The 14,059-nt window shown below is 67.2% G+C and carries 15 protein-coding genes; 7 read left to right on the forward strand and 8 right to left on the reverse strand.

Annotated elements, in window-relative coordinates; translation table 11 throughout:
- Nucleotides 1–26: 26 nt before the first annotated feature.
- Together IEV64_RS02415 and hmgB are read left to right on the forward strand one after the other, a co-directional pair.
- On the forward strand, nt 27–2,693 hold the full coding sequence (locus IEV64_RS02415) for an Ig-like domain-containing protein (RefSeq protein ID WP_188423041.1): 2,667 nt from the start codon (nt 27–29) through the stop codon (nt 2,691–2,693).
- Between the two features lie 62 nt (nt 2,694–2,755).
- Nucleotides 2,756–4,093, forward strand: a complete 1,338-nt coding sequence (hmgB, locus tag IEV64_RS02420) for a hydroxymethylglutaryl-CoA synthase (protein WP_007274570.1) — start codon at nt 2,756–2,758, stop codon at nt 4,091–4,093.
- A 54-nt stretch (nt 4,094–4,147) separates the two neighbouring features.
- On the opposite strand, the gene IEV64_RS02425 is transcribed toward hmgB, so the two are convergent.
- Nucleotides 4,148–4,450, reverse strand: coding sequence for a DUF5789 family protein (locus IEV64_RS02425; RefSeq protein WP_007274571.1), 303 nt, complete (start codon nt 4,448–4,450; stop codon nt 4,148–4,150).
- A 126-nt stretch (nt 4,451–4,576) separates the two neighbouring features.
- On the reverse strand, nt 4,577–5,284 hold the full coding sequence (locus IEV64_RS02430) for a helix-turn-helix domain-containing protein (RefSeq protein WP_004969763.1): 708 nt from the start codon (nt 5,282–5,284) through the stop codon (nt 4,577–4,579).
- 140 nt (nt 5,285–5,424) lie between these two features.
- On the opposite strand from IEV64_RS02430, the gene IEV64_RS02435 reads away from it, so the two are divergent.
- Nucleotides 5,425–6,069, forward strand: a complete 645-nt coding sequence (locus IEV64_RS02435; RefSeq protein ID WP_007274572.1) for a metal-dependent hydrolase — start codon at nt 5,425–5,427, stop codon at nt 6,067–6,069.
- 58 nt (nt 6,070–6,127) lie between these two features.
- Entirely contained in the window at nt 6,128–6,709 is a 582-nt protein-coding gene (locus tag IEV64_RS02440; RefSeq protein WP_188423043.1) for a GNAT family N-acetyltransferase, read from the forward strand.
- A gap of 48 nt (nt 6,710–6,757) precedes the next feature.
- Here the strand turns inward: IEV64_RS02440 and IEV64_RS02445 are convergent, their stop codons facing one another.
- The 3 genes from IEV64_RS02445 to IEV64_RS02455 all read right to left on the reverse strand — a co-directional run bounded on the left by IEV64_RS02445 (nt 6,758) and on the right by IEV64_RS02455 (nt 8,805).
- On the reverse strand, nt 6,758–7,339 hold the full coding sequence (locus IEV64_RS02445; protein ID WP_188423044.1) for a DUF7978 family protein: 582 nt from the start codon (nt 7,337–7,339) through the stop codon (nt 6,758–6,760).
- A 183-nt stretch (nt 7,340–7,522) separates the two neighbouring features.
- Entirely contained in the window at nt 7,523–8,170 is a 648-nt protein-coding gene (locus IEV64_RS02450; RefSeq protein WP_188423045.1) for a GNAT family N-acetyltransferase, read from the reverse strand.
- Nucleotides 8,167–8,805, reverse strand: coding sequence for a GNAT family N-acetyltransferase (locus tag IEV64_RS02455; protein WP_188423047.1), 639 nt, complete (start codon nt 8,803–8,805; stop codon nt 8,167–8,169). The genes IEV64_RS02450 and IEV64_RS02455 overlap by 4 nt, the downstream gene beginning before the upstream one ends.
- A gap of 205 nt (nt 8,806–9,010) precedes the next feature.
- Between IEV64_RS02455 and IEV64_RS02460 the strand changes: the two genes are divergently transcribed.
- The 3 genes from IEV64_RS02460 to IEV64_RS02470 all read left to right on the forward strand — a co-directional run bounded on the left by IEV64_RS02460 (nt 9,011) and on the right by IEV64_RS02470 (nt 12,149).
- Complete coding sequence (locus IEV64_RS02460) at nt 9,011–9,403, forward strand: DUF8058 family membrane protein (protein WP_007274577.1); 393 nt, start codon at nt 9,011–9,013, stop codon at nt 9,401–9,403.
- A 113-nt stretch (nt 9,404–9,516) separates the two neighbouring features.
- Nucleotides 9,517–10,977, forward strand: a complete 1,461-nt coding sequence (locus IEV64_RS02465) for a replication factor C large subunit (RefSeq protein ID WP_188423048.1) — start codon at nt 9,517–9,519, stop codon at nt 10,975–10,977.
- A gap of 110 nt (nt 10,978–11,087) precedes the next feature.
- Nucleotides 11,088–12,149: a zinc-binding dehydrogenase gene (locus tag IEV64_RS02470; RefSeq protein WP_188423050.1), complete on the forward strand. Its 1,062-nt coding sequence runs from the start codon at nt 11,088–11,090 to the stop codon at nt 12,147–12,149.
- A 43-nt stretch (nt 12,150–12,192) separates the two neighbouring features.
- On the opposite strand, the gene IEV64_RS02475 is transcribed toward IEV64_RS02470, so the two are convergent.
- From IEV64_RS02475 to IEV64_RS02485, 3 genes are all read right to left on the reverse strand, one after another.
- Entirely contained in the window at nt 12,193–12,426 is a 234-nt protein-coding gene (locus IEV64_RS02475) for a DUF8106 domain-containing protein (protein ID WP_188423051.1), read from the reverse strand.
- 70 nt (nt 12,427–12,496) lie between these two features.
- On the reverse strand, nt 12,497–13,225 hold the full coding sequence (locus IEV64_RS02480) for an amino acid ABC transporter ATP-binding protein (protein ID WP_007274581.1): 729 nt from the start codon (nt 13,223–13,225) through the stop codon (nt 12,497–12,499).
- Entirely contained in the window at nt 13,222–14,055 is an 834-nt protein-coding gene (locus tag IEV64_RS02485; RefSeq protein WP_004969786.1) for an amino acid ABC transporter permease, read from the reverse strand. The genes IEV64_RS02480 and IEV64_RS02485 overlap by 4 nt, the downstream gene beginning before the upstream one ends.
- Between the last annotated feature and the right edge of the window lie 4 nt (nt 14,056–14,059).

The raw sequence follows: 14,059 nt of genomic DNA on the forward strand, positions 1-14,059 counted from the left end.
TTCCCGTTCGGATATCTTCACGTCATATGGACTTTCGGGGGGACGAGAGAGCGGTCACTGTCCAAATCGGCGCAGTCCTGCTGTTCGGTATCATCATCATCTCGATGTCGATGTACCAAGCGACCGTCGTCCCCAACCAGAACGAACAGGTCGAGTTTCTCCACAACCAAGAGGTTCACGACCAGTTCGAATCGCTTCGCGGTGCCATCATCGAAAGCTCGTCGGAGACGACCGCCCGTCCGTCGACGGTGTCGCTGGGGACTCGGTATCCGAGCCGGACGCTGTTCGTCAATCCCGGCCCCGTCTCGGGGACGTTGCAGACGCGGGAACTCGGAAGTCTCACCCTCACGAACGTCGAGACGGGGGAAGCCGAGACGAGCGACTACGTGAACGGCGGTCTCACGTACGAGACAAAGTCGCTCGAATACCGGCCGAACTACAACGTTCTGCAGTCGCCCCCGACGACGGTGTACGAAAACACCGTCGCGTACAACCGGTTCGAGACCGGCTACTCCGGGACGCTCAACGACAAGCAATCACTCATCAGCGGCCGGACGATTTCGCTCGTCGTCCTCCAAGGGAACTACTCGGAAAACGGCGTCGGCTCCGCGACTGTCGACGCGCAGGCGATTAGCCCCGCCACGCGGACCGTCTCGGTGACCGGGAACGCGTCGGGGAACGTGACCATCAGCGTGCCGACGGAACTATCCGTGGACGAGTGGCGTGACCTTCTCGCAGAGGGGAACGACGACTACGTCCACAGCGTGGACCGTTCCGGCGACAGCGTCGTAATCGAGATGCAAGGGGAGGAAGGTGGCGAGCCCGTGACGTACGACCTCCGCGTCGGAGCGGTCGGCGTCGGTTCGGGCGTCGACGACCCGCCGGCGCATTACCTGACGGTCGTCGACGGAGCCTCGCCTCGAAGCATCGGGTCGGGAGACACCGAGACACTCACTTTCGAAGTCCGGGACCAATACAACAACCCCGTCTCCGGAGTCTCAGTGAACTTCTCTGCGAGCGGGAGTTCGGCCTCAATCGACCCGGAGAGGCCGACGACCGACTCGGAGGGGCGAATTCGAGTGACAGTGACGGGCGACTCGGCGGGGACCGCCGAGGTGCTCGGCAGTTTCGACGACGCGACGTTCAATCCGAGTACGCGGCAGGACGCGGGCGTCGAAATCACCGTTTCGAGCGGGGAGGCCACCGAGAGTGGCGTCGCCGGACTCCTCTATGAGAACGACGCAGTCGCCCGCGACGGCGACGACGACGACTTCTTCTCGACGCCCGGTGGCGTCGAGTTCTCGCTTCGGAACGTCGGCTCCGACTCCGTCGAACTCCTGAACGTCGTGATCAACCCGCACGACGACAGCATCGATGGACTCTCAGACCGGGTCGACGGCGGGAACGACGACCCCGGCGAGACAGAGCTGTACGTCGAGTCGCCGAGCGGCGACGCCCTCGTCGACTACCAGATTACCCGGAACGAGTACGTCGACGTGCCCGAAGACGGGCTCGCAATCGATATCGACGAGAGCGGTGACATCGGCGGATCGAACCCCGTCGTCGGCAGCGGCGAGTCCGCGCGGTTCTACGTGTACGAGTTCTACGACGGCGACACGAACGTCGACATGACCGGCGAGTGGCTCTCTGTTCGCGTGACCTACCGCCTCCCGTCGGGCCTCGTCGACGCCAAGACGTTCTCGTTCGAAGCTAACGCCCAGCCGGAAGGCGGTGTGAACGCTCCGCCGACTCCCCGGACGACGGGTCCGTACAGCGTCCCCGAAGGCGAGTCGATACAGCTCGATGGCTCGGGGAGTTCGGACAGCGACGGGTCGATTACCAGCTACAGTTGGTCCATCACTGACGACCCGACGGGACAGGCGAGTCTGTCGAATCCCAGTTCCGCACAACCGACGTTCAACGCGCCCGACAGCGTTTCGGGGGACACCGACGTGACCGTCGAGTTGACGGTCACCGACGACGACGGGGAGACGAGCACGAGAACGACGACTGTGACTGTCACGGATAGCACGCCGTCCCCGCAGCCGTCCATCTCGATGCGGGTCGACGACCTTACCGACATCCGCACGAACAACCCTGACTTCGTCGTCTCCTACGATATCGGAGAGACGAACGCCTCGTTCGAGCGGGTCGAAGTCGAGATGGATTCGACGCAGGGTTCCGCGTTCGATTCCGAACAGCAGACGGCGGCACGAGGGAGCGTTCGGCTGCAGCCCGGATACGGAGCGGAACAGACGTTCGAAGTCACGGTTGACGTGATTTACGATGGACCGAACGGCGAGTACGTCGAGAGCTCCCAGACCGTGACCGACGTGGCCGACGCGCGGAACCGGAACGAAAACGCCGACCTGTCGCTCGGAAGTAGCGCATCCATCAACTCTCTCAACATCGAAGATCAGACAAACACTGGACAAAACGAAGTCAGGTACCGCGCAGACTACGCTGTCTCGACCGGCGACTTTAGTCGGGTCGAACTGGTGGCGCTCAACCTCAACGGCAACGGGGCGACGGACACGACCCAACGGACCGACCGGAACCGTAATAACGTGGAGATTATCAGGTCCGACGGCGCGCAGACTGACTACCGAGTCGGAATACTGGTGTACGACAACACGGGTGCCGTCGTCGACATCCAGACGGTCGACGACGTCGCGGACGGCACTGACCCCTAGTTCGACAACCGACGTAACTCCCCATCGACAAAACCTTATCCCTCGGTTCTGTAGCATCGACCATGACTTCCGTCGGCATCGACGCCATGGAGATTTGGACGGGCAAACTCGTGTTAGACCTCCCCAACACCTTCGCGCCGGTGAAGGGCGAAGACCCGGAGAAGTACACGAAGGGTCTGGGTCTCCACACGTCGTCGTTCCCGGACGTGTACGAGGACATCGTCACGATGGGGGCGAACGCCGCCAAGAAACTGATGGACCGAAAGGGTCTCACGCCCGCGGACATCGGCCGTATCGACGTGGCGACCGAGTCCGCGTTCGACAACTCCAAGCCGGTGTCGACGTACATCGCCGGCTGTCTCGAACAGGTGTACGACGGCGACTTCCGCCACGCCAACAAGGGCGAGCGCAAGTTCGCCTGCATCGCCGGCACCCAGAGCCTCGACGACGCCTACAACTGGATTAAGGCGGGTCGGAATCGCGGGCGCGCGGCGCTCGTCATCGCCACCGACACCGCCCTCTACGAGCGCGGCGACCCCGGCGAGGCGACGCAGGGCGCGGGCGCGGTCGCGATGCTCATCGACGAGGACCCGGACCTCGTCGAACTCTCGACCGAGCAGGGCTACGGCAGTATGGACGAGACGGACTTCCTCAAGCCGAACCAGCAGTTCCCCTCCGTGGACGGCAAGCGCTCCATGCAGGTGTATCTCGCTCGGATGCGCGAGGCGCTCGAAGACTACGAGAGCGTCGCGGGTCGCACCCACCCCGACCTGTTCGAGTACATCCCGTTCCACACGCCGTTCCCCGGCATGGTCCGGAAGGCGGCGCTTCTGGGCTTCCGTCACATGACCCGCGACACCGACATCGAAGACGACCTCGAAGCCGAGATCGGTCGCCAGCCCCGCGAGGCGGACTTCGAGACGTGGGACGACTACGAGGAGGCCATCCGCGGCTACATGGACGAGCTGAAGACGACCGAGCAGTACCGCGACTGGTACGGCCGCGTCATCGAGCCGACGCTCGACATCTCCAGCCGCGTCGGCAACTGGTACACCGGCTCGGTCCACATCGCCCGACTGTCGGCGCTCATCGCCGCCGCGGACGAAGGAAAGGAGATGACCGGCAAGCAACTGCTCGTCGGCTCCTACGGCTCCGGCGCGCAGGCGGAAATCCACGCCGAGACGGTCCAAGAGACGTGGCTCGACGAAATCGAGGCCGTGGACGTCGACGACCAGCTCGCGGCCCGCACCGAGATTTCCTTCGACGACTACGAGCTCATCCACGACGTGCACAACCACGAAAAGGAAATCGAGGTCGAGGAGTTCACCCAACCCGAAGCCGAGTTCGTCTTCACGGGCTGGGGTCGGATGAACGAGCGCCGCTACGAATACGTCGAATAACAGACCGACGGCACGGCCGGGCGACGTGTGAGCGCCCGCGTTCGCGCCGGGTCGTCAGAACGAGCGGGCTTGGTCCGGCAGTATCGACCACGAATCCGCCGGGTCCGCCCCTCGGTCGTCGTAGAACTTTCTGCCGATATAGTCGTCGCTCACGCTCCCGAGTATCGTGTTGTACAGGTCGGTGGCCGACTCGTAGGTCTCGGATCCGAGCGGGGCGAGGATGGTCTCGACGGTTTCGGCGTCGTCGACGCTCGGCGCGGCCACCTCGATGTCGCCGGCGCGTTCCAGCACGCGCTCGGTCGTGACCGGGTACTCGAACGCCGTTTCGAGGTGCGAGTGCAGGGCGCGAATGTCCATGGACGGACATCGTCGCGGCCGCCCTTCGGCTTTTTTCTCCTTCTGTCGGACACTCTGGACATTCGAACCGAACGAGCGGACCTGTCCGAATCGAGGGGTCCGAAAAAGCGGGAGACGGCGGCGAGCTCAGGGAAGCTTCCGCAGGTCTTCGAGCATCTCGTCTAAGTCGCGGTCGGTCACGGCGAGAGCGAAGCCGTCGATGGTGGCGAGCGCGGGCGCGTGCTCCCAGAGGTCGTCCTCCGTGAGACCGTGGAGGACGACGGCGTTCGGCGTCGGCGTGACGACGCGCATGGCGACGAGCGGCGACTCGCCGCGGGTGACGCCGGTGAAGACGAGCGCTCGACTGGTCGACTGGCCGTAGAGTCGGTAGAACTCCTCCGAAGAGAGCCGCGTGATGGCCTGAATGCTGTTGATCACGGTGTGGCCGCTGATGCGGTCTTGGTCGCCGTCGACGATGGGGGTCGCGCCGATGGCGTCGTAGAAGCTGTCCAGCGGAATCGACGTGGGGTACTCCCGGAGGTCCTGGACGATGTCGCTCTCGAAGCCGGCCGAGAGGACGCGGGCGTACTGCCGGATGCGACTGCCGCCGCGGGCCTCGTCGATGTCGAGGAGCGCTTCGACCATCCGGCGGATGACGCCGATACCGGGGCTCTCGCGGCGGCCGCTCTCGTAGTCGGAGACGACCGACGACGACACGTCCAACTGCTCGGCGAGCGCCGTCTGGGAGATGTCGAAGTCGGTCCGCCACTTGCGGAGCGTCGCGCCGGGGTCGTCCGAGAGGGTAATCTCGCCCGCGATGCGGCGGGCGAGGTCGTCGCGCGGTGCCGCGGTCATCGCGAACACCTCGGTCCGGCGGACGAGTGAGTCATGGGACAACCTGCGTGAGTATCCCGCAAAAGGATGTCGAAAGTGGTAGTCGTCGCGTGACGAACCCCGTGGGAACCCTGAAGGTCGTCGGCCGACCACTACGCGGTATGCCATCGACCCTCGTCCACGTCGCGGTCGGCGGACTCGTCGGTGCCGCCCTCCTCGGTCGCTGGTTCGACGCCCGGTCGGTCGGCGTCGCGCTCGTCGCCGCCGCGGTCCCCGACCTCGATTCGTTCACCAGCACGCTCCTGCCGGGGAGCCACCGCGCGCTCCTCCACACGCTGTTGCTCCCGCTCGCGCTCGCCGCGCTCGTGGTCTACGACACGCGGATTCGGGACCCCGAGCGCTCCGCGATTCGCGGTCGCTGGGGGGACCGTGGGGTCGCAGTCGCGTGGGTGGGCATCGCGGCGCTCCTCTGCGGCGGCGTCTTCCCCGACCTGTTCACCAACGGCGTCAACGCTTTCTACCCGCTTCACGACGCGTTCTACTCGATTAGCGGGCGCGCCGAGTGGTCGAGCACGCGCGGGTTCGTCCAGACGTTCGTCGAGCTACGGCCCGCGTCGCCGCCGCCGACGACGGAGACGCTCCACTACAGCACTGTAGTCGACCCGTCGCCGGGCGCGGAACCCGAGAACGTCGAGCGAATCGCCCCGCTCGCCTCGTCCGGACTGGAACTGATGCTCGTCGTCCTCGGGGCGGGTGTGGTCGGCGGGCGACTCCTGTCGGAGCGGCTTCGCGGCTCCTCGGAGTGAGCCGGGAACGCGGCCGCGACTCCGAGCGTTCATAACCGATGGCAACGCACTCGCGTGCATGAGCGAGACACCGGACGGCGTCGAGGTGCGGCCGTACGAACCGGGCGACGCGGCCGCGTTCTGGGAACTGAAACGCGGGTTCGAACTCGGCATCGGCGAGGGGACCGGCGGCGACGACAAGCTGTCGACGTACGAGGCGAAACTCACCGACGACTACCGCGAGCGATACCTCTCGTGGGTCGAGCGCTGTGCGACCGACGACCCCGGGTGCGTCGTCGTCGCGGAGGCGTCGTCGGACGGTGGCGAGGGCGGCGAGGGCGGCGAGGGCGGCGACGACGGCACCAGCGACGGTCGCGACGGCGCGGACACGACGCTCGTCGGCTACGCCTTCGCGCTCCCCGAGGAGATGACGTTCATCTGGGACGCCGCCGTGCTCAACGAGCTATTCCTCGACGCCGACTACCGCGGCACGGGCGTCGCAGACGAACTCATGGCGGCCGTGTTGGACCACGCGCGCTCGCAGGACCTCCCTCTGGACCGAATCGTCCTCGACGTGGACGAGGCGAACGGTCGGGCGCGGGCGTTCTACGAGCGCTACGGCTTCGACCACTGGGGCGAACTCGTCGCGCGCGACCTCTGAGGTCGGGAAACCGAGGAACCGGAGAACCGAGCGAGCGGACGCCAGTGACTACCGGAGCGCCGTGGCCGCGACGCCGCCGACGGTACCGAGAACGGCGGGGTAGGCGACGCCCGCGAGGAGCGCGGACGTGACCGGGTCGGGACTGATAGCCGCGTCGCCGACGCTGACGGTGAACAGTGCGATACCCGCGAGCGCGAAGACGAGGTAGCCGACGGTGGTTCCCACGCCGGCCAGCGCGCCTTCCCGCGGCGAGGACGCGCCGCTGACGACGGCCGCGAGCGCGCCCGCGGCGAGGAGCGCGACCACGGGCACGACGTAGAGCACCGGCGAGAACGCCTCGACGTTCTCGATGAGGTTCGCGCTGGAGGTCGTTCCGAACAGGCCGGGGAACCGCGTCGTCACGCCGTGGGCGCTCATGAACACCCAGCCGACGACCTTCCACGTCGAGATGTCGGAGCCGAGGGCTTCGAGCACCTGACTGGCCGTCGAGTTCTCGATGGTCGAGGAGGACAGCAGGTACGTCACGAGGTAGCCGAACAGGGCCGCTCCGAGACCGGCGACGCCGCCGCCGCCGACCGACCGAAGCGTCGATGGTGTGGAACCGGGCGTCGATTCAGGTGTCGTTGACATCGTGTCGGAAGCGATTGTCGCTCTCCCCTAAATGTCTCGTGGCCGCCGTGCGTGGGTGTCTCGCGGTACGATGTGGCAGATGAGGGGTCCACATCGCGACCCACGTCCACGGCGGTCTGAAGGGCGGCCGCGTCGTCGCCGGCGCGGTTCCCGGTGCGGTCCCGGGTGGCGAATACGGACGGCTCAGCGAACGTCGTCGGGGTCGGCGTCCCAACGGAACTCGGCGTCGTAGTCGCCGCCGGTCGTCGCCAGCCAGTCCTCGCGGGAGACGCTGTAGCGGAGTTCATCGGTCGGGTCGCCGTCGATGACGATGCTGTTTGGCTCGCGGCCGTCGAGGCCGCCGCCGAGCGCCGCCATGTACTTCTCTATCGCTCGCTTGGATTTCTCGTTCGACACGACGTGCGACACCGAGACGACTTCGAGGTCCAGCGCGTCGAACGCGAGCGCCGCCAGCGCCGCGGCGCGCTCACCCGAGTACCCGCGGCCCCAGTAGCGCGGGCGGAGCCACAGCCCGAGTTCTCCGACGCGTCGGTCCCACTCGGTGTGGAGGCCACCGAACCCGGCAATCTCGCCTGCGCCCGCTTCGCCGTCGCGCGGGATAATCGCGTAGTCGGCGCTCTCGGCGTCGGTCCAACTCGACTCCCCGCGGTCGAGGAACTCCTTCGTCACTTTCGGCGTCTCGTGGCGCGACCACGGCATGTACCGGGTCACGTCGTCCATCTCGGGGGCCGAACACAGGTCGTACGCCTCGTGGACGCCGACGTGCTTCGGGCGGCGGGCGACCAAGCGGAGCCGCGGCGTCTCGACGGCCGCGGGGTAGAGGTCGCTCACTCGCGGCCCTCCCAGCGGAACTCGGCGTCGTAGTCGCCGCCGGTGGCGTCTTCCCACTGTTCGCGGGTCACGGACCAACCGCGAACGTCGCGCGGCGTCCCGTCGGCGTCGACGGTCTCGTTGGGAAACAGACCGTCTTCCCGCCCGCCGAAGCGGTCGGTGTACTTCTCGATGGCGCGACACGACGCCTCGTTTTCGGGCATGGCGTACGCGAGCGCGACGTCGAGGTCGAGCACATCGAAGACGGCGGCGAAGAAGGCGGCCGCCCGCTCGCCGGAGTAGCCGCGGCCCCAGAACTCCGCGCGGAGCCATATGCCGAAGACGGCCCGGCGCTTGTCCCACTCGGGGTTGAAGCCGGCGGTGCCCGCGAACTCGCCCGCGCCGTCCTCGCCGTCACGGGGGAAGACGGCGTAAATGGCGTTTTCGGCCGATTCGTGGCCCTTTTCGGCCTGTTCGATGAACTCCAGCGTCTCCTTGGGCGTCTCGTGGGGGTTCCACGTGACGAACTCGGTCTCCTCCTCGATGGTGTCCGACCGCGAGGCGGCGAAGTGGTCGTAGGCGTCCAACGGGTCGACGACCGCCCGCGACAGGGCCCGGAGCCTGAGCCGCGGGGTCACGATTTCGTCGGGGAACATGGGACGGAGTCCACTCGGAGGGCGCTAATAAGTTTTCTGACTATTGACATATGTCAACGTGATGCACGACCTGACTGGCCACGGCTCTCGGATCGGTCGGATTCGAACACGTTCCGGGCGCACACACCTTCTCCCGCGCGAGAACCCGGAGATGCGTATTTGTGTCGGGAGCGCGTCTAGCGGGGACGGAACGGAGTGCAACGAGATGGACTGGGAGCGAACGGTGGGCGGCTACGCGCTCGTCATGGGAGCCGTGACGCTCGTCATCTGGGCGTTGACCGTCGACGGCGGCCCGGTGATGGAGCCGCGGACCGACCCGTTTTCGCTGTTCGCGTCGCTCGTGTTGGGCGGGCTGACCGGCGTGTCGCTTCTGGTGGCGGGTGCGGGACTCGTCCGACGGCAGTTGTGGGCGCGCCCGCTCAGTCTCGTGGCCTTCGGCCTGCTTTTCGCCGGCGTCATCGACAGCGCCGGCTACTACGCCGCAGTCGGACGAGTCGGCGTCGTCGTGGCGCTGTTCGTTGTCTGTCTCGCCACGCTCGCGGCGCTCGGGTGGTCCCTCGTCGACGCCCGGAACCGGGCGCGGCGGGCGGCGTGGTGAGTCGGCGTCTGCGTCGGTGAGTCGCCCCGGTAGTTCGGGCGCTTCCGGCGGAGCGTCCGGCCGGCGCGCGGCGCTCCGCAACCACTAAACGCGCCTCGGTCCTCCTTCCGGTAATGGTAGACTGGACGGAGAAGTACCGCCCATCGACGCTCTCCGAGGTCCGCGGCAACAACAAGGCCCGCGACGCCCTCGCGGAGTGGGCCGAGACGTGGGACGACCACCGGGAGGCGGTCGTCGTCCACGGGAGCCCAGGCATCGGAAAGACCTCCGCGGCCCACGCGCTCGCCGCCGACATGGGCTGGGAGACGGTCGAGTTGAACGCGTCGGACCAGCGGACCGGCGACGTCATCGAGCGCTTCGCCGGCCGCGCCGCGAAGAACGCGACGCTCGCCGGCTCGTCGACGGGCACGTCCACCCGGCAGTTGGTCATCCTCGACGAGGCCGACAACATCCACGGCAACTACGACCGCGGCGGGGCCAGCGCCGTCACCCGCCTCGTCAAGTCGTCGAGCCAGCCCATCGTCCTCATCGCCAACGAGTTCTACGACATGAGCCGCGGGCTCCGGAACGCCTGTCAGGAAATCGAGTTCCGCGACGTGTCCGCCCGCTCTATCGTCCCCGTCCTCCGCGACATCTGCCGCAAGGAGGGACTGGAGTTCGAGTCCGACGCGCTCGACCGCATCGCCGAGATGAACAGCGGCGACCTTCGCTCGGCCGTCAACGACCTGCAGGCCATCGCCGAGGGCCGCGAGGAAATCACCGAGGAGGACGTCGTCATGGGCGACCGCGACCGCTCTGTCGGCCTGTTCGAGTTCCTCGACGCCGTCCTCAAAGAGGAGTCCGCACAGGACGCGCTGTACACCGCCTACGACGTGGACGAGACGCCCGACGACCTCACGAAGTGGGTCGAGGACAAGGTGTCGCTCGTCTACGAACCCGACGAACTCGCCCGCGCCTACGACTTCCTCGCCAACGCCGACCGCTGGCTCGGCCGCGTGCGCGCCACGCAGAACTACTCCTACTGGCGCTACGCGACCGACAACCTCGCCGCCGGCGTCGCGGCCTCCCGCGACCGGACCCGCGGCGGGTGGACCCGCTACGGCGGCGCGCCCTACCGCTCGACCCGCGACAAGACCCGCGACACCGTCGTCCGGAAAATCGCGCAGAATGGCGGCTTCAGCATGGCGACCGCCCGCCGCGAGGTCCTCCCGTACCTCTCGGCTATCACCCACCACTGCAAGCCCCGCGAACTGACCGTCGCCATGGCCGCCTACTACGAGTTCGACGAGTCCCACGTCTCTTTCGTCACCGGGAGCGGCGAGACGACGAACAAGGTCCAGTCCATCGTCGAGGACGCCGGCGAACTCCGCGAGGAACTGGTCGAGGAACACGCCGGCGGCGCGTTCGCCGGGATGGAAGACGTGTCCGTCGAGGGCGACGCGGCGGCCGCCGACGGCGACGAGGGCTCCGACGACGTGCTCGACCGCGACGCCGACGCCGACGACGCGGCCGAGAGCGACGAGGACGACGCCTCGACCGACGACGGGCAGTCCGGGCTCGACGACTTCTTCTGAGCGGGACCGTCCGCCGCGTTCCAGCCGCGTTCCCGCCGCGTTTCTGTCGCGCCGCCGCCCGAGAGTAACGCCACGCGGGGCTTTTTGGGGCCGCCCGACGAACCGCGCGTATGAGAGCCGCAGTCCTCCGCGAACACGGTGAACCGCTCGACGTGACCGAAGTCCCCGACCCGACGTGCGACCCCGACGGCGTCGTCGTCGAAGTCGAGGCCTGCGGCATCTGCCGGAGCGACTGGCACTCGTGGATGGGTCACGGCGAGTGGGCCGACGACGCGGTCCCCGCCGGCCAGATTCTCGGCCACGAGCCCGCCGGCCGCGTCGTCGAGGTCGGCGACCGCGTCGAGACGATTCGGGAGGGCGACCGCGTCGCCCTGCCGTTCAACCTCGCCTGCGGCTCGTGCGGCTACTGCCAGACCGGCCACGGCAACGTCTGCACGGGCGACCACCCGCACGCCCTCGGCTTCGAACCGTCCGCGCAGGGCGCGTTCGCGGAGTTGGTCCATCTCCCGTCCGCCGATTACAACGCGATTCAGCTCCCCGAGGATGTTTCCCCGACCGACGTGGCCGCGCTCGGCTGTCGGTTCATGACGGCCTACAACGCCCTCGACGCCCGCGCCGGCCTCCGCGCGGGCCAGTGGGTCGCCGTCCACGGCTGTGGCGGTGTCGGCCTGTCGGCGATTCAGGTGGCGAACGTCCTCGGCGCGCGCGTCGTCGCGGTCGACGTGCGCGAGTCCGCGCTCGACGCCGCGGCCGACCTCGGCGCTGACGCCGTCGTCGACGGCTCCGCGGAGGACCCGGTGGACGCCATCCGGGGGCTGACCGACGGCGGGGCGCACGTCTCGCTCGACGCGCTTGGCGTCGCCGAGACCTGCCGGAACTCGGTTCGGTCGGTCCGGCCTCGGGGCGCACACGTCCAGGTCGGCCTGACGACCGAGGCCGAACAGGGGAACGTGTCGCTTCCGACCGACTGGATGACGAGACACGAGGTGTCGTTCCTCGGCGCGCGCGGGATGCCGCCGACGAACGCGGACGACCTGCTCTCGCTGCTCGCGTCGGACGCGGTCGACCCCGGCTCGCTCGTGACGAAGACCGTCTCGCTCGACGAGGTACCCGAGCGACTAGCCGCGATGACCGACTACGACACCGTCGGCGTCGAAGTGATGGTTCCGTAAAAGCGGAGTCGGCGGTTCGGACGCTCGTTGGCTCGTTGCCGGCTCAGGGCGTCGGCGTCGGCGTTCGACGCTCCTCGGACGGCTCGTCGTCCGCGAGGCCGCGCCAGACGACCTCGCCGCAGTCGGGACAGTCGAGTCGGACCGTCCGGCCGTCGCGCGTCCGCTCGGGCCACGCGTCGATGCCGGCGGCGCGGCCGCAGGTCTGACAGAAGAGGACGGCCTTGGTGCGTTCGCTATCGGGCGGTTCGTGACTGAATTCACGGGGAGCGTAGTTCATGCCGCAGGAAGCGGCGTTTCGGGGGATAAGCTTGTTGGAAGATTCCGGGTGTGTGCCCGGCTACCCCGTCTCAGAGGAGCTTCGAGAGGAACTGCTTGCCGCGGTCGGTCTTCGGGTTCTCGAAGAACACCTCGGGCGGCGAGTCCTCGACGACGCGGCCGTCGGCCATGAGGACGATTCGGTCGCCGACCTCGCGGGCGAACCCCATCTCGTGGGTGACGACGAGCATCGTCATGCCCTCGTCGGCGAGGTCGTGCATCACGTCGAGCACCTCCCCGACGAGTTCGGGGTCGAGCGCGCTCGTGACCTCGTCGAACAGCATCACGTGGGGGTCCATGGCGAGCGCGCGGGCGATGGCGACGCGCTGTTGCTGGCCGCCAGACAGTTGGTTCGGATAGGAGTTCGACTGCGCGCCGAGGCCGACCCGGTCGAGCAGTTCGTCGGCGCGCCGCGTGGCGTCTCCCTCTTTGAGGCCCTTGACCTTCGTCGGCGCGAGCGTCACGTTCTCCCGCGCCGTCTTGTGCGGAAAGAGGTTAAAGCTCTGGAACACCATGCCGATGCGCTGTCGCAGGCGATTGATGTCCGCGTCCTCCGCAGAGATGGACTGGCCTTCGAGTCGAATCTCGCCGTCTTGAATCTCTTCGAGGCGGTTCGCACAGCGGAGGAGCGTCGATTTCCCGGACCCCGAGGGGCCGATGACGACGCACACTTCGCCCTCTTCGACGTCGAGGTCGACGTCCTTCAGGACGTGCGTCTCGCCGAAGTACTTGTCCACCTCGTCGAATTCGAGGAGGCTCATCGGCGGTCACCTCCCCAGTCGGAGCGGGCTTCGAGGTAACTGACGATTTTACCGAGCGGAATCGTAATCATGAGGTAGGCGATGGCGACGAGGAGGATGGGCGTCCACGGGTCGAACGTGGTCGAGTTGACGTTGCGGAACGCGCTGATGAGCTCCGGGATGGCGATGACCGTCAGGAGCGAGGTGTCCTTCACGAGGATGACCTGGTCGTTGCCGATTGCGGCGAGCGCGTTGCGCCACGCCTGCGGGAGGACGACCTCGCGCATGCCCTGCACGTAAGACATCCCGAGCGAGCGGGCGGCCTCCATCTGGCCCTCCGGGACGGCGTCGATACCGCCGCGGACGGCCTCGCCGACGTAGGCGGCGTGGTTGAGCGTCAGTCCGATAATCGCGGTCGGAATCGCCCAGTTGGAGATGGGGAACTGCCCCGGCGGCCAGAACGCCGGAATCCCGACGTAGATGACGAGCAACTGGAACAGAAGCGGCGTCCCGCGGAAGAACTCGACGTAGGCGGTCGCGACGGTGTTCGTGAACCTCGTGTTCGACACCCGACCGAGTCCGACGAAGACGCCCGCGGTGACGGAAAACAGACTCCCGACGAGGACGATACCGAGCACTCGCAGGAACGCGTTGACGAACTGCGGGTGGATAATCTCGACGAGGAGTTCGAAATCGACCTGGGTGAAGATAATCGCCGCGATGAACCCGCCGACTCCGAGCGTGAATAGTCCCGCGATGGCCGCGCCCAGTCGCCTGAGCGTTTTGTCGTTCAAGAACTGCTCTTGGTACTCACCGTCACCGGTTCGTCCCTCGGAGTAGGATTCAGCCATTGGT

It is taken from the genome of Haloferax sulfurifontis (assembly GCF_014635105.1).
In the GTDB taxonomy this organism is placed as follows: Archaea; Halobacteriota; Halobacteria; order Halobacteriales; family Haloferacaceae; genus Haloferax; species Haloferax denitrificans.